Source organism: Kibdelosporangium philippinense, assembly GCF_021390435.2.
In the GTDB taxonomy this organism is placed as follows: domain Bacteria; phylum Actinomycetota; class Actinomycetes; order Mycobacteriales; family Pseudonocardiaceae; genus Kibdelosporangium; species Kibdelosporangium philippinense.
Map to the genome: position 1 here is coordinate 1,070,699 of NZ_JAJVCN010000003.1, position 17,893 is coordinate 1,088,591.

The 17,893-nt window shown below is 66.7% G+C and carries 19 protein-coding genes; 10 read left to right on the forward strand and 9 right to left on the reverse strand.

The genetic code is table 11. From position 1 onward, the window contains the following. Positions 1-41 precede the first annotated feature (41 nt). From LWC34_RS36920 to LWC34_RS36940, 5 genes are all read left to right on the forward strand, one after another. A complete protein-coding gene (locus LWC34_RS36920) occupies positions 42-233 on the forward strand; it encodes a hypothetical protein (RefSeq protein ID WP_233729869.1) in 192 nt (63 codons plus the stop codon). Between the two features lie 101 nt (positions 234-334). Beyond that, complete coding sequence (locus LWC34_RS36925; protein ID WP_233729870.1) at positions 335-790, forward strand: hypothetical protein; 456 nt, start codon at positions 335-337, stop codon at positions 788-790. Between the two features lie 3 nt (positions 791-793). Then, on the forward strand, positions 794-1,417 hold the full coding sequence (locus LWC34_RS36930; RefSeq protein WP_233729871.1) for a DUF3558 domain-containing protein: 624 nt from the start codon (positions 794-796) through the stop codon (positions 1,415-1,417). Then, positions 1,410-2,636 (forward strand): WXG100 family type VII secretion target, encoded by a 1,227-nt coding sequence (locus LWC34_RS36935; protein ID WP_233729872.1) that lies wholly within the window; start codon positions 1,410-1,412, stop codon positions 2,634-2,636. The genes LWC34_RS36930 and LWC34_RS36935 overlap by 8 nt, the downstream gene beginning before the upstream one ends. Next, positions 2,636-3,361, forward strand: a complete 726-nt coding sequence (locus LWC34_RS36940) for an ESX secretion-associated protein EspG (RefSeq protein WP_233729873.1) — start codon at positions 2,636-2,638, stop codon at positions 3,359-3,361. The genes LWC34_RS36935 and LWC34_RS36940 overlap by 1 nt, the downstream gene beginning before the upstream one ends. On the opposite strand, the gene LWC34_RS36945 is transcribed toward LWC34_RS36940, so the two are convergent. Further along, the gene (locus tag LWC34_RS36945; protein WP_233729874.1) at positions 3,350-3,709 is read right to left on the reverse strand and encodes a hypothetical protein; all 360 of its coding nucleotides are present in this window, start codon (positions 3,707-3,709) and stop codon (positions 3,350-3,352) included. The two genes, LWC34_RS36940 and LWC34_RS36945, sit on opposite strands and share 12 nt — an antisense overlap. A gap of 17 nt (positions 3,710-3,726) precedes the next feature. Beyond that, the gene (locus LWC34_RS36950; protein WP_233729875.1) at positions 3,727-4,182 is read right to left on the reverse strand and encodes a hypothetical protein; all 456 of its coding nucleotides are present in this window, start codon (positions 4,180-4,182) and stop codon (positions 3,727-3,729) included. 119 nt (positions 4,183-4,301) lie between these two features. Between LWC34_RS36950 and LWC34_RS36955 the strand changes: the two genes are divergently transcribed. Together LWC34_RS36955 and LWC34_RS36960 are read left to right on the forward strand one after the other, a co-directional pair. Beyond that, positions 4,302-4,784: a gluconokinase gene (locus LWC34_RS36955; protein ID WP_233729876.1), complete on the forward strand. Its 483-nt coding sequence runs from the start codon at positions 4,302-4,304 to the stop codon at positions 4,782-4,784. After that, the gene (locus LWC34_RS36960) at positions 4,771-5,148 is read left to right on the forward strand and encodes a TIGR03668 family PPOX class F420-dependent oxidoreductase (protein WP_233729877.1); all 378 of its coding nucleotides are present in this window, start codon (positions 4,771-4,773) and stop codon (positions 5,146-5,148) included. Before LWC34_RS36955 ends, LWC34_RS36960 begins: the two co-directional genes overlap by 14 nt. A 32-nt stretch (positions 5,149-5,180) precedes the next feature. Here LWC34_RS36960 and nudC read toward each other — a convergent pair whose 3' ends face one another. The 4 genes from nudC to LWC34_RS36980 are packed head-to-tail and all read right to left on the reverse strand — an operon-like array spanning position 5,181 to position 10,413. After that, positions 5,181-6,131, reverse strand: coding sequence for an NAD(+) diphosphatase (nudC, locus tag LWC34_RS36965; RefSeq protein ID WP_233729878.1), 951 nt, complete (start codon positions 6,129-6,131; stop codon positions 5,181-5,183). Next, a complete protein-coding gene (locus LWC34_RS36970) occupies positions 6,128-7,492 on the reverse strand; it encodes a M16 family metallopeptidase (RefSeq protein WP_233729879.1) in 1,365 nt (454 codons plus the stop codon). Before LWC34_RS36970 ends, nudC begins: the two co-directional genes overlap by 4 nt. Beyond that, the gene (locus tag LWC34_RS36975; RefSeq protein WP_233729880.1) at positions 7,489-8,772 is read right to left on the reverse strand and encodes a M16 family metallopeptidase; all 1,284 of its coding nucleotides are present in this window, start codon (positions 8,770-8,772) and stop codon (positions 7,489-7,491) included. Before LWC34_RS36975 ends, LWC34_RS36970 begins: the two co-directional genes overlap by 4 nt. A 9-nt stretch (positions 8,773-8,781) precedes the next feature. Then, positions 8,782-10,413, reverse strand: a complete 1,632-nt coding sequence (locus tag LWC34_RS36980) for a DUF2207 domain-containing protein (protein ID WP_233729881.1) — start codon at positions 10,411-10,413, stop codon at positions 8,782-8,784. Positions 10,414-10,478: 65 nt separating this feature from the next. Between LWC34_RS36980 and LWC34_RS36985 the strand changes: the two genes are divergently transcribed. After that, the gene (locus LWC34_RS36985; RefSeq protein WP_233729882.1) at positions 10,479-11,672 is read left to right on the forward strand and encodes a neutral zinc metallopeptidase; all 1,194 of its coding nucleotides are present in this window, start codon (positions 10,479-10,481) and stop codon (positions 11,670-11,672) included. On the opposite strand, the gene LWC34_RS36990 is transcribed toward LWC34_RS36985, so the two are convergent. Continuing rightward, the gene (locus LWC34_RS36990) at positions 11,665-12,111 is read right to left on the reverse strand and encodes a hypothetical protein (RefSeq protein WP_233729883.1); all 447 of its coding nucleotides are present in this window, start codon (positions 12,109-12,111) and stop codon (positions 11,665-11,667) included. The genes LWC34_RS36985 and LWC34_RS36990 overlap by 8 nt on opposite strands. Positions 12,112-12,376: 265 nt before the next feature. Here LWC34_RS36990 and lexA point away from each other — a divergent pair, with 265 nt between their 5' ends. Further along, positions 12,377-13,027: a transcriptional repressor LexA gene (lexA, locus tag LWC34_RS36995; protein WP_372496750.1), complete on the forward strand. Its 651-nt coding sequence runs from the start codon at positions 12,377-12,379 to the stop codon at positions 13,025-13,027. Here the strand turns inward: lexA and LWC34_RS37000 are convergent. Then, positions 13,024-14,106, reverse strand: a complete 1,083-nt coding sequence (locus tag LWC34_RS37000) for a potassium channel family protein (protein ID WP_233729885.1) — start codon at positions 14,104-14,106, stop codon at positions 13,024-13,026. The two genes, lexA and LWC34_RS37000, sit on opposite strands and share 4 nt — an antisense overlap. 100 nt (positions 14,107-14,206) lie before the next feature. On the opposite strand from LWC34_RS37000, the gene LWC34_RS37005 reads away from it, so the two are divergent. Continuing rightward, the gene (locus tag LWC34_RS37005) at positions 14,207-14,569 is read left to right on the forward strand and encodes a DoxX family protein (RefSeq protein ID WP_233729886.1); all 363 of its coding nucleotides are present in this window, start codon (positions 14,207-14,209) and stop codon (positions 14,567-14,569) included. Here the strand turns inward: LWC34_RS37005 and LWC34_RS37010 are convergent. Continuing rightward, a complete protein-coding gene (locus tag LWC34_RS37010) occupies positions 14,543-17,779 on the reverse strand; it encodes an ATP-dependent helicase (RefSeq protein WP_235730291.1) in 3,237 nt (1,078 codons plus the stop codon). The two genes, LWC34_RS37005 and LWC34_RS37010, sit on opposite strands and share 27 nt — an antisense overlap. Positions 17,780-17,893: the final 114 nt, after the last annotated feature.

Below are 17,893 nucleotides of genomic sequence, written 5' to 3' on the forward strand. Positions count from 1 at the left end.
TCCACACTCTCGTCACGACAACCGTGAAAGAGGTGTTCGACATGGCAGCGAAACTGGGCCGAGGCATTGTCGGAGCGATGTACGGAGTACTTCCCGGCGCGTTTCTCGTACTCCTCACGCAGTTCGTGATCAGTGGCGAATGGCAGCTGACCATCGGCGCGAACGGACTAGAGATCGCATTTCTCGGATTCGTGATCGGCGGCATCGTCGGCTGGAACTGGGAACAGACCTGAAGCATTCGGGTGATGCCGGGCTGAGTCGCGGTTTCCGGAACCACAACTGTGCCATTCTCGTCTCATCCATTCCGTGCGGATGTGACGGGGAGGAGTACGAGGTGCCTGTTGGGGAGCAGGGGCCCGGAACCGCCGAACAGCAGGTCCGGATCGAGATCGGGATCGACAAGACCTTGCGTGCCATCGCCGGCGTGCTAGGCGCGGAGTACGAATCCAGAGCCGCCGGAGGCGGCGGCGCAGGCGGTAAATGGGTCTTCACCAGCGTCGACCAATTGGACAGCTTGATCAAAAAATGGACCGCTGTCCGGGACGCCATCGATGATCGCAGGAAGCGCATCGAGGACGCGCGAAACCGGGTGTACCCACCGGCGAACGACATCATGAGTCAGCTCCAGGCAAAAGCGCTGAAGACTTCGCTCAGCACGATGAGCCAGCATGCGGATAGCATGTTCAGGTACGCGACCGCCTACGTGCGAAAACTCGAGATCGCACGATCAACATATCGCGATTCCGAACATCGAAATACCGCCCGCATGAATGAAACGGACCGGGACTAAGCGATGTACCAGAGGCTGCGCGGGTTCGCGCTGACCATCATCGGTCTCACTCTGCTTGGTGCTGGGTGCACTGTCACTCAGACCGGCTCGCCAAGCTCCGCACCAGCATCGACAACCAGGACAACCAGTCCGGGCGCCGCCGACAGGTACGGCGCGCCACCGGTGCGGAACGCCTTGGACGTCAGCAAGTTCCTCGCACAACCCTGTTCGACACTGACCTCCTCGCAACTGAGCACTCTCAACCTGGTGCCGCCGGGAGCCGCCGACACCACCAGCGAAATCGCCGTGCATGTGGGACCAGGCTGTATCTGGCGCAACAGCAAAATCAACAACCGACTTGGCCTGACCTTCATGGTCGGCAACGAGAACGGATTGGCCGACTTCTACCGCGCCCACCAGGACGGTGACTTCCAGGCCTACTGGATCGAGACCGAGGTCGACGGATACCCGGCCGTCTTCAAGGACAGCTACGACTACCGGCCGACCGGCTCATGTGACCTCGCGGTTGGCATCTCGGACACACTGACCTTCCGGACGAACGTACAGAGCAACGAGGGAAACAAGTCCTGTGATCAGGCGAAACAAGGTGCGTTGTTGATCCTTCAGACGCTGAAGGCTGGTGGTTGAGGTGTTCATGTCAGCCGGGCACATCTACCGGAACTTCACCGAGGGCCGTGGCGGGGAAGGGATCGCCAGCGCCGCGGCGATCGTGAAGAAGCTTGTCACCGAGTACGAGCAGCAGGCTGACGAGATCATGCAGCTGACCAGGGAGATGGAGTCGGCGTGGCAGGGTGAGGCGGCGAGCGCCGCGCAGTGGGGTGCTGAGCCGTTGGCGGACGCACACAGGCAAGCCGCTCCGGAGATCGATGTCGCACAGGACCTTTCGATGCGTCAGGTTGGGTCGTTCGGTGAGGCCAAGCATTCCGTCCGGCCTCTGCCGCCAGAGCCCACGTTTCCGGATCCGTGGATGATGGTCACTTCTCCGGACGCGGGCGCGACGTACAAGGACCAGGTCGCTGCCTACAACGCCGCCGTTCAGCACAACGTGGATGTGATGAGCGCCTACGACGGCGCCAGTGTTTACAACACCACGCGGTTGCCGAGTTCTTACGGATTGCTGTTGTCTGACACTGATTCGACGGGTGTCGTTGCTGAGGACGGTGGGGCCGGGGCGGGAAATTCCGGGTCTGGCAGCAGTTCGGGCGGTCTGCGGCCCGGTGGCGGGTCGCCACGGAATCCCGGCCCTGGCAAAGGTGTCCCACCTCCCGGCTCAGGTCAGGGTGGGCGGCCGTTTGGTCCCGGGCAACCACACGGGCCTGGGCAACAGAACGGTCCGGGGCAAGGGCAACCGGGCGGTCGGGCGGAACCGGGTGATCTCGGGCAACCGTCAGGAACCGGGCAGCCGTCGGGATCTGGACACGCATCGGGATCCGGGCAGTCATCCAGCCCCGGGCACCCACTCGGCCCGGACCAAGGGACTTCCCCCGGCAGCTTCCGGTCGCCGAGCAGCCCCGACAGCACGCCAACCGGCGGCCCTGGCAGCCTGCCACAGCCACCCGGCAGCCCCGGCGGCATGCCAACAGGTGCCCCTGGAAACGCGCTGCCACAGCCACCCGGTGGCATTCCAACACAGTCACCAGGCGCCTTGCCGCCACAGTCACCAGGCAGCCTTCGACCTGCGGCGCCGGGTAGCTTCGGTGGTCCCACGGGGGTGCCGGTGATGGGTGCCGCGCGGGGCCAGGGCGGCGAGGACGGCGACCACGAGCGGCTTTCCTTTTTGCAGGAGGCGGACCCGGAGGCGATCTTCGGAGCAGGCGAGCGGACCGCGCCGCCGGTGATCGAATAGTGCTCCCGAGACCAGTGCGGCTGCCGGTGAACACGTTGGCGCGCCTGCTCAGGCACGAACGCATCGGCGAACTGCCCGAAGTGCTGGCGCCCGCAGCTGTGTGGCAACCCCGCGACGAGGCGGAAACCGCACAGGCAAGCGCCTACGAGGAAGCCCAACGCCTTGGCTGGCTTGACCGTCGGCGAAAGCTGGACATCGACGTCACCATGTCGTTGAAGGTGCTGTGCCGCGCGAACATCGAGTACTACGGCTGGATCGGTCAACGCGGCATCCTGGCCGCGGCCACCGGCCGTGAGGCGATCCTTGCCATCAAGGACAGCGACGAGATCTCCTTGCGTCAAGCCAAAGCGCGGAAACTGCCCGAGGCACTGGTCGGCCAACTGCCCGAAGTGGACCCTGGGTCCGGCACACCTGTCTCAGTCCGGCTGACCGACCTGCGCGCCGCGGCCCAGCAACGAAAACCGGGCACGACGAGTATCCGTGAAGTCCTGAAAGTGATGGCCCAGCCGTCGTCCGGCGGCGGCGAACTGTGGGTGGCGGTCCGTGATTCGATCGGCCGCCGCACCGAGATCGCGCACCCACTGCGGTACGTCGACACCGACTGGGGCCGTTTCCTCAATCTGGCAACGGTTTCCAGCGGCGGCGAACTGTGGCTCACGGTCGCGCCCGCCACACCAAGCGAACTGGTCACCAGACTGCGCAACCTCGAACGCTCAGTCCGCTGACAGACGTGCCCGCAGACCCGCCACGGCCTCCGCCGGGACAGCCCAGGTCGAGCCGTCTTTCATGACGATCTGGGTATCACTCACCGAGGAAACCGACGACCACGGCATGGTCTGCGTCGACAGCACACCGCGCCTGCGCACGTCCGAAGCGGTCGCGTACAGGCCCATCAGGCTCAGGCGCACCGCCAAGAGCCCCCAGACCAGCAGGAACGCCACGAGCAGGAGCAAGGTCTCGCCAAGACCAGCCAGGATGATCACCGCGACAGCCGCGGCGCACACGAAGGCCACGCCTCGCGCGAACGTCACAAAGCGCACGTTCGCGCCCACCCGCTCCCACTTGGCCGTCATTCAACGGAGGATAGACGTCACCTGGCCTGGGACGATGCCCGGGAGCGGGCCAACGCGCCCTGCAGTTGCCGCAGGATCTCGTGAGCCTCGTGCTCGGCCATGAACATGCCGCGGACCTCGGGCAACGACTCGGCATAGTGCACCGAGGTCTCGATCTCGCTGCCGTCGGTCAGCCGGATCCAGATCGCGTAGCCGCCAAGCAGCCGCAACCCGGCCATCGGCTTGATCGTGAACTCCTGCACCGAGGACCATTTCCAGGTCCTTTGCCGCAGCAACGTGCGCTTGCGGACGCCTTCCGTGCTCACGTAGAGGTCAGCACGAAACAACCGCACCGCGGCCGTTGTCCACACCAGCAGGACCACGACGGCAAACCCGTGCGTCTGCCCGTCACCGGACAGCTGCTTCAAGGAATCGACCGCGACGATCAGCGCGAACAACGCGCCGAGCACGGCCAAGCACCCCATCAGGCCCATGAAGACCCAGCGTGGTGCGACCCTTCGCCATTTCAGCGTGACTAGCGGTACCAATCAGTCCCCCGACTCGTCGGCATGACCACAGTGTAGTGAAATCCGGATGGCCCTAGAGTTGACGGATGGTCATCGTGGTGATGGGCGTCTCCGGTGCAGGTAAAACGACAGTTGGACGGGAGCTGGCGCAGCGGCTGGGCGTCGACTACGCCGAGGCCGACGAGTTCCACCCGCCGGAGAACATCGCGAAAATGTCCTCGGGGACCCCGTTGACTGACGAGGACCGATGGCCGTGGCTGCACTCGATTGCGGACTGGATCAAAGCTCGCCAGCACACCGGCGGAGTTGTCACGTCATCAGCCCTCAAACGCAAGTACCGTGATGTGCTCAGGAGCGGCGGCGACGTGTTCTTCGTGCATCTCGACGGTACGCGTGAGCTGATCGCGGAACGGCTGGCGGCGCGCAAGGGCCACTTCATGCCGCCTGCGTTGCTAGATTCGCAGATTGCCGATCTCGAGCCGTTGCAGCCGGATGAGCGGGGCATCGTCCTCGATATCGATGCCGAGCCGGACGAGCTGGTCGAGGCCGCATTCCGTGCGACTCGATGACGCCAGAGTCGCACGTCTCGCGACCGTCGCACCCGACGGCCAACCGCACATCGTCCCGGTCACGTTCGCTGCCAAGGACGACACGATCGTCATCGCGGTCGACCACAAGCCCAAGACCACTCGCAACCTCAAGCGGCTGCGCAATATCCGAGCCAATGACCGCGTGAGCCTGCTTGTCGACCACTACGACGAGGACTGGCACCAGCTCTGGTGGGTCCGCGCGGACGGCACCGCACGGATCACCGAAACCACCGAAACCGTTGCCTGGCTGATCGAGAAGTACCCGCAGTACCAAGCGAACCCGCCCGAGGGACCCTTCATCCTGATCGCCATCACTCACCAAACGGCCTGGTCAAGCTCGTGAGTGGTTAGCAGGGTTCTAACCCGCATAACCACTCACGAGGGAGAAGCCCAGGATTCGAGCATGCGGCGGGCGATGGAGGTCGGGCCGGGCAAGCCTAGCCAGTGCTCACGGCCTTCCGCTTCGGCCGCAAGGGCTGCGCGGACTACCTCGCGGGAAACCCAGTGCGCTTCCTCGATCTCCCCGGCGGCGAGCCGGGTTGGCTGCGACGGGTCCGCGCTGGCTGCGAAACCCAGCATCAATGAGCGCGGGAACGGCCACGGCTGGCTGCCCAGATACCGGATGTCGGCTACGTCGACGCCGACTTCCTCGCAGATTTCCCTGGCAACGCAGGCTTCCAGGGATTCGCCTGCCTCGACGAACCCGGCGAGCACCGAGTACCGGCCCTTCGGCCAGATTGGCTGACGGGCCAACAGGACCTGTGTGTCGTCACGGGAGTGGACAAGGCAGATCACGGCCGGGTCGGTCCGCGGGTACTCCTCGCGTCCACAATTCGGGCACGTGGTCGCCCACCCGGACTTGACCCGATCGACGCCCACGCCGCAGTTCGCGCAGAACCGTGCCTTGCGATGCCAGTTGAGCAAAGCGACCGCGGTCGTGAACAGACCCGCGGCCGTGGCGTCCAAAAAGGACCCAGCGGCACGCAGGTCAAGCCACTGCTCTTCCTCAACGGAACCGATGTCCTGCCACGACCGCCAGTCAAGGCCGGAGTCCGGCGCCGACGACTCCACGGGCATTGCCCAGTAGCCGACGCCGTCCTCCTCACCCAACAGCAAGGCTTCCGCAGGCGGTTCGTCGCCGGTTGCCTTCTGGTACACCAGAACGGTTCCGCCGGAGCGAATGGGCGTACGGCCGCGCGGGTCCACCACCAGGACCCGCCCGTCCTGCCACAGTTCCGCCAGCCTGCTTGGGTCCTCCCGGAGCGTCTCGTCGCGGTCCACTGTGGAGCGAGAGAGCACCGGGAGGGCATCGAGCTGGAACGTCACTGCGTCACGTCACCCAGCAGGCGCACATTCTCGAACTGGGCCGAATCACCCACGATCACCCCGGTCCAGTTGACCGGCGCGAAGAAGTCACGGGCCGCGGCGGCGATCTCCTCGGCCGTCACCTCCTGGAGCCTGCCGGGGTACGAAACCAGCCACTCGACCCCAAGCCCTTGCGAGGCAAGGCCGATCAGCTGCGACGCAAGACCCGACTGGGACGCGGTCGCGGTGAGCAGCTGCCCGATCGCGTACTGCCGCACAGTGTCCACTTCGGTCTCCGACGGCGGCGACAGGACGATCTTGGCGAGCTCGTACCGGATCTCCAGCAACGCGTTCGCGGTGACCTCGCTGGCCGTGTCCGTGTCGATCAACAGTGTCGCGCCGCCCGGCGTGAACTCCAGATAGGACCGTGCGTGGTAGGTGTATCCCTTGTCCTCACGGACATTCTCGACCAACCGGGACGAGAAGAATCCGCCGAACGCCAGGTTCGCCAGCTGCAGCGCCGGGTAGCGCGGGTCGGTCCGGGTGATCGCCTGCGCGCTGAACCGGAACTGCGACTGCACGGCACCCGCACGCGGCACGAACAGCAAGTCGCCGCCCGGAACCACTGGTAGCTCAGGCAATTCGGTCGCGGTGCCGTCGGCCTGCCAGCCGCCGAGCGCCGACTCCAAAGTAGCCACAGCCGCTTCCGGCTCGACATCACCGACCAGGACCAGCACCGAACCGCGCGGGAGCACGAAACCGGTGTGCAGCGCACGAACCTCGGCCGCGCTGACCTTGGCGACGTCCTCGGCTTCCGGCATCTCGCGGGTCGCCGGGTGGTCGCCGTACCGGTGCTTCTGCAGCGCCTGCCGGGCGATCACGCTCGGCTGCGAGCGCGCCATCGCGATCCGCTCGACCAGCCGCTCCTTCTCGCGGCCGACCTCCTCGTCCGCGTACGACGCCGAAGTCAACGCGTCGCTGAGCACGTCCAGCAGCGTGGCCAAGCCGCTGGCCAGCGCGTTTCCGCCGATGCTGAGCCGCTCCGGGTCGACCGACGCGTCCAGTTCACCGCCGACCAGCGCCAGATCCGTGTCGATCGCGACCCGGTCGCGCTTGGCCGTGCCGGAGAAGAACGTCGACGCGAGCACCTCGGCCTTGGCCGCGTGCATCAGATCGGTGTCCGCGAACGGGATCCGCAGCCGCAGTTCGACCATGGGCACGGCCGACTGCTTGACCGCGATCACCCGCAGCCCGTTGGACAACATTGTGTCCACATGGGACAGGCCGGTCGCCGCGCGCTGCTCGCCCAACGGCGGCAACGGCCGCGGACCGCGCTCGGTACGGCCGATTTCCTCGGCAGAACGGTGAGACGTGATGCTCATTCGGCACCTCCAGCCGGGAAAACCTGCAGTACGGCACGCGAATCCGGGCGCAGAAGCTTGGCCGCGCCGGACACGTCCTGCGGCGTGACCGCCGCGATCCGGTCGGGTAGCTGGTAGATCAGGCCCGCGTCGCCGTACAGCAACTGGAAGCCGCCGAGGCCGAGTGTCCGGCTGACCAGGCGGTCGTGCTCCTTGTGCAGGCTGGAGACCCAGCGTGCGGTCACCTTCGCCAGCTCCTGCTCGGACGGCGGGGTGCTTGCCAGCAGTTCGAGTTCCTCGTCCAACGCGCCGAGCACGCGGTCGACCTTCACGTCCGGCGAGTACATCGCGGTGATCGAGAACGTGTCCGGGTCACGTGCCTCGAACGGGCCGAACAGGCCGGCACCGGCGTTGATGTCGGTGACCATGCCTTCCTTGTGCACCATCCGCTGCTGCAGCCGGGAGCCGTCACCCTCGGTGAGCACGGAAGCGAGCACGAGGTGCGCCAGGTAGGCGTCCAGCTCGTTGATCGGGTCGGGCATGCGGTAGCCGACGGCCAGCGCGGGCAGCGGCGCGTGTGGGTCCTGGTGCTCGCCGCGCAGTTCGCCTTGCGGCGGCGGTTCGGCGAAGGACGGACGTTGCGGCGTCTCGCGTGCGGGTACGTCACCGAAGTGCCGTTCGACCAGTTCACGGGCGTGCTCGACAGTGAAGTCACCGGCGACCGTGAGCACCGCGTTGCCGGGCGCGTAGTACGTGTCGAAGAAGGCCGCGCAGTCGTCGAGGCTGGCCTGTTCGAGGTCGGTGAAGTCGCCGTAGCCGTTGTGCGCGTTCGGGAACGTCTTGTAGAGCACCGGCGGCAGCAGGATCCACGGGAATCCGCCGTACGGCCGGTTCAGGACGTTCAGCCGGATTTCCTCCTTCACCACGTCGATCTGGTTCTGGAGGTTCTCCTGCGTCAGCTTCGGCGCGCGCATCCGGTCGGCTTCGAGGAACAACGCCCGCTCGAGCGCGGCGGACGGGAGCACCTCGAAGTAGTCGGTGTAGTCGGGATGCGTCGAGCCGTTGAACGTGCCGCCAGAGGACTGGACGTGGCGGAAGTGCGCCAGCTTCTCCAGGCTCTCGCTGCCCTGGAACATCAGGTGTTCAAACAGGTGGGCGAAGCCGGTTCGCCCTTCTGGTTCGGATCGGAAGCCCACGTCGTAGTGCACGCTGACGCCGACCACCGGTGATGTGGTGTCCGGCGCGAGCACCACACGCAAACCGTTCGGGAGGGTGAACGTGTGCAGGTCGGGTGCAGCCATGGCACGAGCCTACTTGGCCAGCGCGCGGTCCATCGCCGTGATGAAGCCAGGCAGGTTTCGCCCACCGCTGAACCAGTAGAGCTCGCCCGATGAGCCAAACGCTTCGAGCCATCGGGGCGACTCACCGAGCACGACCGCGTACGGCAGCGAGCGTGAGAACACCAGCTCACGGTCGTTCTCCGGGATGCTCGACGGCGTCGCTGACTGCAAGTAACCGCGGAGACTACGCACCTGTGCCAGCAGCACGCTGCCACGCTTGGTACGCGCAGGCATCAGCCGTGCACCCAGCGCGAGGGCGACACCTGCGATAACGAGCGCGAGGCCAAGCAACGCGTTACCGACCGTGAACGCGAGCACTGCGGTCAGTGCAGCACCTGCGACGGCGAGCCCGAGACCGATCCACAGCCACAGGCTGCGGTCACGGTCCGGGCGTCGCTTGAACCACTGGCGGTCGACGACGTCGGCGTACAGCGCCGACCGGATCCGGTTCTTGTCGACGGCCAGTGTGGACACTGTGCTGCCTTGCTCAGGGATGGCTTCGTACACCGCGCGCTCGTAGGCGGTCAGCGAGTCGTCGGCCGGGTTGCGGCGCATGATCTGCCAGTCGTTCTGGCTGATTTCCTGAATCCACAAGTAGTTGCGGACCGCGAGGTCAAGGACGGTCGCGGTGATGTCGATCGGGTCGACGCGTTCGTCGGTGACCGTGCCGATCTGGCCGGGAAGTACACCATCGGGTGAAGCGAAGGCCACGCCTTGGTCGTCACGCACGAGGACGTCGACCGGTCCGACCTCGGTCGCCAGCACTTTGGCGTCCCGTCCGCGAGCCACCCACAGCAGCACGATCCCGCCAAGCAGCAACACAGTCAGCCCGAGCAACCCGAAGCCGGAGAACGTGGTAAGCGCGAACGGCCCGCCCACCGACAACGGCTCAGCGAACCTGGCGTTCGCGGGCACGGTTCCCCCTGGCAGTTCGACTGCCAGGTCGACGCGGTCGCCTGCGTTGAGGTTCTGCGCGTCGACTCGCGTGATGCCGCTCTGGTTGCTCCTGGCGCTCTTGCACGGCTCGTTCGACCCGAACGGCCCGCAGAAGCTGCGCACGCTGAGCGCGATCTCCGGCGCCACGAAGGTCGCGCGCAGCAGTCCGAGCTTGGCGTCCCAGCCCGCCGCGAGCTGCCAGCGCACTTCCTGACGGTCGCCGCGGTCGATGACCGTGCCCTCGACCTGGTAGCGCAGCACGGACTTGCCTTCGCCGACCGACACGACGAACTCGTCGTCCGTCGCCTGCGCGGTGCCGTTGCCTTCGAGCTTGGGGTCGCGCACGACGAAGACGCGGTCGCGGTTGTCGTCGATCTTGATCCGCAGCGGGGAACGGCGGTTGAGCTTCTCGCCGGTCTTGACGGTGATCGTCTCCTCGACCGTCAGCAGCCCGTCACGCTCCACTTTGAGCTGAAGCTGAGTGCGCGTCGGGAACTCGATCGCCGGATCACGGTCGCCATCCGAGTCCGAAGTGGACGGTGGCTGGACCGGCCCGCTCGGCTCGGGAATGATCGGGATGTCCGGGATCGACGGCGGCGGTTGCCCGACTGACAGCCCAATAGCGGCGACCAGGCCAGCGGCCGCCACCCCCCAATTCGTCAACACGCCTGCGGACGATAGCGGAGCGCGCCTATGCTCACGCGCGGTTGAGAACAATTCAGGGGGAGAACGTGACCCAACCGCCGTACGGACCTGGTCCTGGATACCAGCCACCCAGGTTCCCGCCGCCTCGCCCGGTCGCACCGCCACCGAGGGCGATGCCCGCGCCACCGATGTACCAGCCCCGGCCGCCCATGCCCGGACCTGGTTATCCGCCACCGGGCTACCGTCCGCCCGCGCCGCAATGGCACATGCCGCCGTCGTTGCCGCCGCGTAAGTCCAATACGGGCACGATCGTGACTGTCACGTTGGTCGCCGTGGTTGCGTTGGTCGGCGCGTTGGTCGCGGTCCTGGTTGCGCTCGACGACAAGAAGTCATCGAGCGTCGCCGATTCCGGCTACGGCACGACAGCGCCGTCCGTCACGTACGACCCGATTCCGACCAGTGAGGCCGTCACGCCGACACAAGCGCCTTCGTTGGGCTCGTCCACGTCCCGCACTACTCCTACCCGGACAACCACGAGCACTCCAAGCGGGCCACGGCCGGTGCTCAAGACGAAGGACAACCCGATCAACAACGGCGAGAACGGCACGAACGTCGTGACGTGCAACCTGCCGAAGTGGCAGAGCACTCCGGCGGCCGCGCAAGCGTTCTTCATGGCCGCGCTGCCGTGTATGGAAGCCGCGTGGGCGCCGGTGATGCAACGCGCCGGCCTGCCGTACGAACGGCCGCGAGTGATCTTCCCAAGCGGGAAACGGTGGACGAGCGGCTGCGGCGATGTCAACGAGGGAGAGGCATCCGCGTTCTACTGCCCGCCGGATGTCGCGATCTACATGCCGTTCGAGGGTCTGGCTACCAAGCAGTACGGGAACAAGCCAGGCGTCTACCTTGGGATCTTCGCGCACGAGTTCGGTCACCACATCCAGTCGATGAGCGGCCTGATGCGGGCATCGCACCAGCAGGCCTACGAACTCGGCCCGGACAGCGCGGCAGGCCTTGAGCTCTCCCGGCGCCTTGAGCTGCAGGCGAACTGCTACAACGGAATGTGGTTCGCGGGGGCGTGGAACGGCAAAGGCTCGATCACCGACGCGCTCGTGCGTGACATGCTGGCGGACGGCTACCAACGCGGCGACGACAACTACCCGAGCCGGCCCCGTCAGCACGGGAAACGCCAGAACTTCGGCGCTTGGCTCAAGCACGGTTACGAGAAGAACCGTACGTACCAGTGCAACACCTACGCGGCATCCGCGACGAGCGTCAGCTGAGTTTGCCGTACAGGTAGGAAAAGCCGCCGCCTGCCAAGCAGGCTAAGAGGAACAGGAGGTACGCCACCGGCCTGCGCGCGTCGCTCTGGCCGGTGGCTGCCTCGGCGGCGTGGACCGTCATATCGACTTGGACCTCAGCGGGAACAGCGACCTGGACCGGCTCGCCCGGCTGATGGCCGCAGGCGTCCAATTTGGCCTGATGTTCCGTTCCATCGTGGACGAACGTGACGATCTCCCCTGCGCCGGGAGCGGCACAGCCGACGCCGTGCACGACCCGCGCGGTGATCTTCGTGGCATTCGGCGCATCCGTGACCAGCCCGAACAGGCCGGGCGCCGATAACCACAGCGTCAGGCTGACAAAAATCCCAAGCAGTACGACGACGGCAAACCGGACCGCGTCCGGGCGGGCCCGCACAAGCAGGATGAGGTCAGACCACAAGAAAGCATGGTCTCAGAACCCCGTTTCGCTGTCACGCCCCAGTAATCCCACCCCCGCGTGTCCACCATTCCAACACGGCGTGTCCACCGTTCCAGCACACCGTGTCCACCACTGCGGCACACCGTGTCCACCGTTCCAGCACACCGTGTCCACCGCTGCGGCACCATGAAATCCCCATTCCCGCATCGCGAAATCGCCGCTCCGGCCACCTCCATATCCTGCCTTCGGGGCGCCTTCCCGCGCTTTCCCACCGGCTGCCTCTACGATTTACCGGGTGACCGACGTCTTCGACCACCTCGACGCATCCGAACTGCCACTGCGCCAGCAGCAGATCCTCGCGGCCATCCAGGACTGGGTTCAGCGAAACGGCTACTCCCCCAGCACAAGGGAAATCGGCGAAGCGGTCGGCCTGCGGTCGAGTTCGTCGGTGTCCAAACACCTCACGGCACTGGAAGACAAAGGGTTTCTCCGGCGCAGTGCCTCGGTTTCCCGCCCGATCGACGTCCGGATGTTCCTGGCCGAGTCCCCGACGCAGGACGGCGACTCGGTCCCGGTCCCGGTGGTCGGTGACATCGCGGCCGGTGTCCCGATCGCGGCCGAGCAACACGTGGACGACGTTCTGACGTTGCCGAGGCATTTGACCGGGCGCGGCAACGTGTTCGGCCTGAGGGTCCGCGGTGATTCCATGATCGAAGCGGCTATCTGCGACGGCGACATCGTGGTGGTGAAGCAGCAGTCCGAAGCGCACTCCGGGCAGATCGTCGCAGCGATGATCGACGAGGAAGCGACCGTGAAGGTGTACCGCAAGCGCAACGGCCACGTGTACCTCGAGCCGCGCAACCCGGCGTACGAGGTCATCGACGGCGACCGCGCGGTCATCCTCGGCACGGTCGTCTCCGTCCTTCGCAGCGTCTAGACGCCGACGTCCTCGCCGCCGTCGGGTGGCGTGACCTTGCGGACGTACAGCAGCCGGTCGCCTTCCTCGATCGCGTCTGCCTCAGCGGAGTCGACGCGATAGAGCTTCTTTCCGCGCACCACGCCCAGCACGATGTCGCTGAGGTGCCGCGGCGAGCCGCCGACCTCGCCAGGTTCGACGTCACGCTCGGCGATGGCGAGTCCGCTGTCCGGCGTGATCAGGTCTTCGACCATGTCCACGACGGACGGTGTGTGCGTGGCCATGCCGAGCAGGCGACCGGCCGTTTCGCTCGACACCACAACGGAATCCGCGCCGGACTGGCGCAGCAGGTGCACGTTCTCCGCCTCACGCACGGCCGACACGATCTGGGCCTTTGGCGCCATTTCCCGTGCGGTCAACGTGATCAGCACGGCCGAGTCGTCCCGGTTCGCGGCCACGACCACCGCTCGCGCCCGATCGACGCCGGCTACTCGCAAGACGTCCGACCGTGTGCCGGAACCGTGCACGGTCACCAGGCCGAGCGCGGACGCGGCGTCCAACGAATTCTGGTCAGTGTCCACGACGACGATCTGGCCGGGTTTCATGCCGTCCGTCATCACCGCGCTGACCGCGGACCGGCCTTTCGTGCCGAACCCGATCACCACCACGTGGTCCCGCACTTTTTTCCTCCACACTTGGATCTTGAAAGCCTGCCGGGACCGTTCCGTCAGCACCGCGAGGGTGGTGCCGACCAGCACGATCAGGAACAGCACGCGCAGTGGTGTGATCACCAGGACGTTGATCAGTCGCGCCGAGGGGCTGACCGGCGTGATGTCGCCGTAGCCGGTGGTCGACAGCGAGACCGTGGCGTAGTAGATCGCGTCGAGCAGCGACAGCCCGTCCTCGTTGACGTCCCGGTAGCCGTCGCGGTCCAGGTAGACGATCACGACCGCGATCACGAGTGCGAGGATCGCCCCGATCACCCTGCGCACGATCGACGTGACCGGGCTGACCGTGCCCTCCGGGATCCGGATGACCCCGACGAGCGAATGGTCGGGCCGGTCGGTGAGCCGGTCGGTGGCCAGCAGCCGCCTCATCATGTGCACACTCCCCAGTGGGACGCCAACGTGCGGCAGACTAGCGTTCGCGGGTTCGGGCACTGGCTCGTACGTCGCCCTACTGACGAGTAGGGTCACCCGTATGACCGAATCCCGGCGCGCGATCCTCCTCGCTGCGATGCTCGGCACCATGGGCACGCTGCACTTCCTCGTGCCGCGCCCGTTCGACCGGATCATTCCGAAGGCGCTCCCCGGCAACGCCCGGACCTGGACATACGTGTCCGGCGCCGGCGAGCTCGGAACGGCGCTGCTGATCGCGATCCCCAAGACGCGACGGCTCGGCGGTCTGCTGGCGGCGATGCTGTTCGTGGCCGTGTTCCCCGGCAACGTGCAGATGGCGCTAGACGCGAAGACGACGCAGTCCCGGCTTGTCGCGATTGCCCGGTTGCCGCTGCAATGGCCGCTGGTCAAGTGGGCGCTACGCGTCCGTGACCGACGGGACTGAGCGTACGAGCTCCTTCAGTCCGTCGAGGTCCAGCAGGTCCGCGGGCCGTAGCGTGTGGTCGTCGCGTACGTAGTGGAAGGCCGCGCGGACACGGTCGACTGGAACGTTGGCGAGCTGTGCCCACGCCAACCGGTAGGCGGCCAGCTGCACGGCCAACGCGGGTAGGTGTGCCGCGTCGGGGACGCGTCCGGTCTTCCAGTCCACGACCGTCCAACCGCCGTCGTCATCTGCGTATACGGCGTCCATTCGTCCGCGTACGGACAGACCGTCCACGTCGCACGTGAACGGCACCTCGACCTCGTGCGGGAAACGGTCGGCCCACGCGCTGGACAGGAACGCGGCGCGCATCGTCTCCAGGTCCTCGTCGGCGGCCGCGTTGTCGTCGGCGGCGCCGGGCAGTTCGTCGAGGTCAAGAAGCCGTCCGGAACCGAACCGCCGCTCCAGCCACGTGTGGAACGCGGTACCCCTTCGGACCACCGGGTTGGGCGGGAACGGCAACGGACGGCGCAGCCTGCGGGCCAGCGCGTCCGGGTCGGCGGCCAGTTCGACGAGCTGACTCACCGAAAGCTGGCTTGGCAGGGCAATTTTCTCTCGTTTGTTCATGGCCGCCGCGCGTTCGGCGAGCAGCACGTCCGTGTCGCGCTTCCAGCCGTCGGGGTCTTCGTCTTCCAGCGGGAGCAGCAGCTGGTCCTCGTCAGGCGGTTTGCCGCGCTTCAGTTTCGCCAGCTCGGCGCGGACCTGGTCGGCGCCGTCGAGCACGTCCTGACGGCGTTTGCCCAGCGGATCGATCGGCCACCGCGCGCTCCGTGCGGCGTTGGCGATCGGGTTCTCTTCGTCCTCTGGCGGCGCGGGCGCCCAGTGGTCGACGGTTGCGACGTCTACTTCGGACAGTTCGGTGAGGAACTCCGACGGCCCCTTCGGTTTCGTGCTGGTCCGGCCCCACCAGTGCCCGGAAACCAGCAGGCTGCGTTCGGAGCGAGTCAGCGCCACATAGAACAGGCGCCGTTCCTCGGTCAACGCGCGCTCGGCGAAACCCTCGTTGTGCAGCGCCAGGGCTTCCTCGACTTCTTTGCGGTTCATGTCGCCGGAAAGCCTGAGGTCAGGCAGGTCCTGCGCGTCACCCCGAAGTGCGGCTGGCAGTTCGGTCACCGCACGCAGCCAGCTCGAACCCCGACGCTTGGAGGGAAACACGTCCGTCACAACGTGCGGGATCGCGACCACTTCCCACTCAAGGCCTTTCGCGGAGTGGACGGTCAGTACCTGCACGCGGTCCTCGGCGACCTCGACCTCGCCGGGTTCCAGGCCATCTTCGGCATCCTCCGCCGCGGACAGATAGTCCAAAAAGGACATCAGGCTGGCCGACGGGCTGTGCTGGGCGTAATCCGCGACGACGTCGGCGAAAGCATCGAGGTGCACCCGGGAAATCGGCCCCGGCCGCGCCGAGGCTTCGATGTCCAGCTGCATGGTCCGTTCGACGTCCGCGACCAGTTCGGGCAACGACTGGTCGAGCCTGCGCCGAAGGTGCGTGAGTTCCCCGCCGAGGCCACGGATGCGGTTGTAGCCCTCGGTCGAGTACCGCTTCGGGTCACCGGGGTCGTCCAACGCGTCGACGAGTCCGGCCTGCTCGGCGCGTTCCCCCGGCACCGCGCCGAGCAGCGGATCCACCTGGTCGGGAGCATGCAGACCAGCCAGTTCGGTCGCACGCCGCCACAACGCGGCCAGGTCCGCCGCGGACAGCCGCCAGCGCGAACCCGTCAGCAGGCGCGTCGCGGCTGTGCCCGCGAGCGGGTCGACGAGCACACGCAGAGTGCTGACCAGGTCCCGGACTTCCGGTTCGTCAAGCAGCCCACCGAGTCCGACGACCTCGACTGGCAGACCACGCGTGCGCAGGGCGGTCGCGATGTCGGCCATGTCCGCACGCCTACGCACCAAAACCGAGGCTGTGGGCGGTTTGCCTTCGCTTTCGACCTTCGCTCGCCACCTCGACGCGACCGCGTCCGCGAGCCATTCCAGCTCGGCATGGACGTCCGGGAACAGCGCGCAGTGCACGTCGCCTTCGGGCGCGCCGTCACGCGCGCGCAACTCGTCGACCTCAAGGCCGGATCGGCGCAGCGGATCGGAGATGACGTTCGCGAGTTTCAGCACTTCAGGCGGGTTACGGAAACTCGTGAGCAGGCCATAGCGGGTGGCTGGGCTCTTGTCCTCGTTCGGGAAGTCCGTGGTGAACCGGGGCAGGTTCGCCGCGCTCGCGCCGCGCCAGCCGTAAATCGCCTGTGCGGGGTCACCCACAGCGGTGACCGGCATCGGGTCGTCCTGGCCGTACAGCGATCGCAGCAGGATGCGCTGCGCGTGCCCGGTGTCCTGGTATTCGTCGAGCAGCACGGCGCCGTACCTGCTGCGTTCGCCCTTCACGACCTCTGCGTGGTCACGCGCGAGCCGCGCCGCCATGGCCATCTGGTCGGCGAAGTCCAGGACGCCATCCCGGCGCTTGCGCTCGGCGTACGCCTTGACCATCGGCAGCAACGCGACGCGGAACCGTTGCGCCGCAATGATCTCTTTCAGCTTCTGGGAGGGTTCCGCGGCTTGGCGCGGTCCGCGCGGCGCGCTCTCGATGATCTGGCAGAGCCGTTCGGCGTGCTCGGCGAGTTTGTCCTCGTCGACGAGGTGCTCGCCGATTTCCCCGGCCAGGTCGAGCAGGTATTTCGTGATCGTCGCCGGGACGCGGTCGGTGTCGAGGTCGTGCGTCCACGTGCTGACCAGGCGGTGTGCCAGCTGCCATGACGAGGTCTCGGTGAGCAGCCGTGCCGCGGGTTCGACGGGCAGCCTGAGGCCGTGCTCGCCGACCAGGCGGCCCGCGTAGGCGTGGTAGGTAAGGATGGTCGGTTCGCCCGTGATCACGGCGGCTTTGCGTTCGCCGCTGGGATCGAGCCTTTCCAGCACGCCCGAGCCCGCGAGCCTGCGCAGCCGGGCACGGACGCGGTCGGCCAGTTGACGGGCGGCTTTACGCGTGAACGTCAACCCGAGGATGCGCTCGGGCACGACCAGACCGTTGGCGACCAGCCACACCACGCGCCCGGCCATCGTCTCGGTCTTGCCCGCGCCCGCACCCGCGACGACCAGCGCGGGCGCCGCGGGCGCCGCGATCACGGTCGCCTGCTCGTCGGTCGGGGCAGGCAGGCCCAGAGCGGAGGCCAGCTGCCTAGGGGTCATCCGGTCGTTCACAGCGACCCGACCCTACATCGGCAAACGCGCATCGATGACTCCGTGACCAGACCACATGACCAGCGCACCTCCTCAGCCGGACCGGCGCGCCCCTGCTAGGGA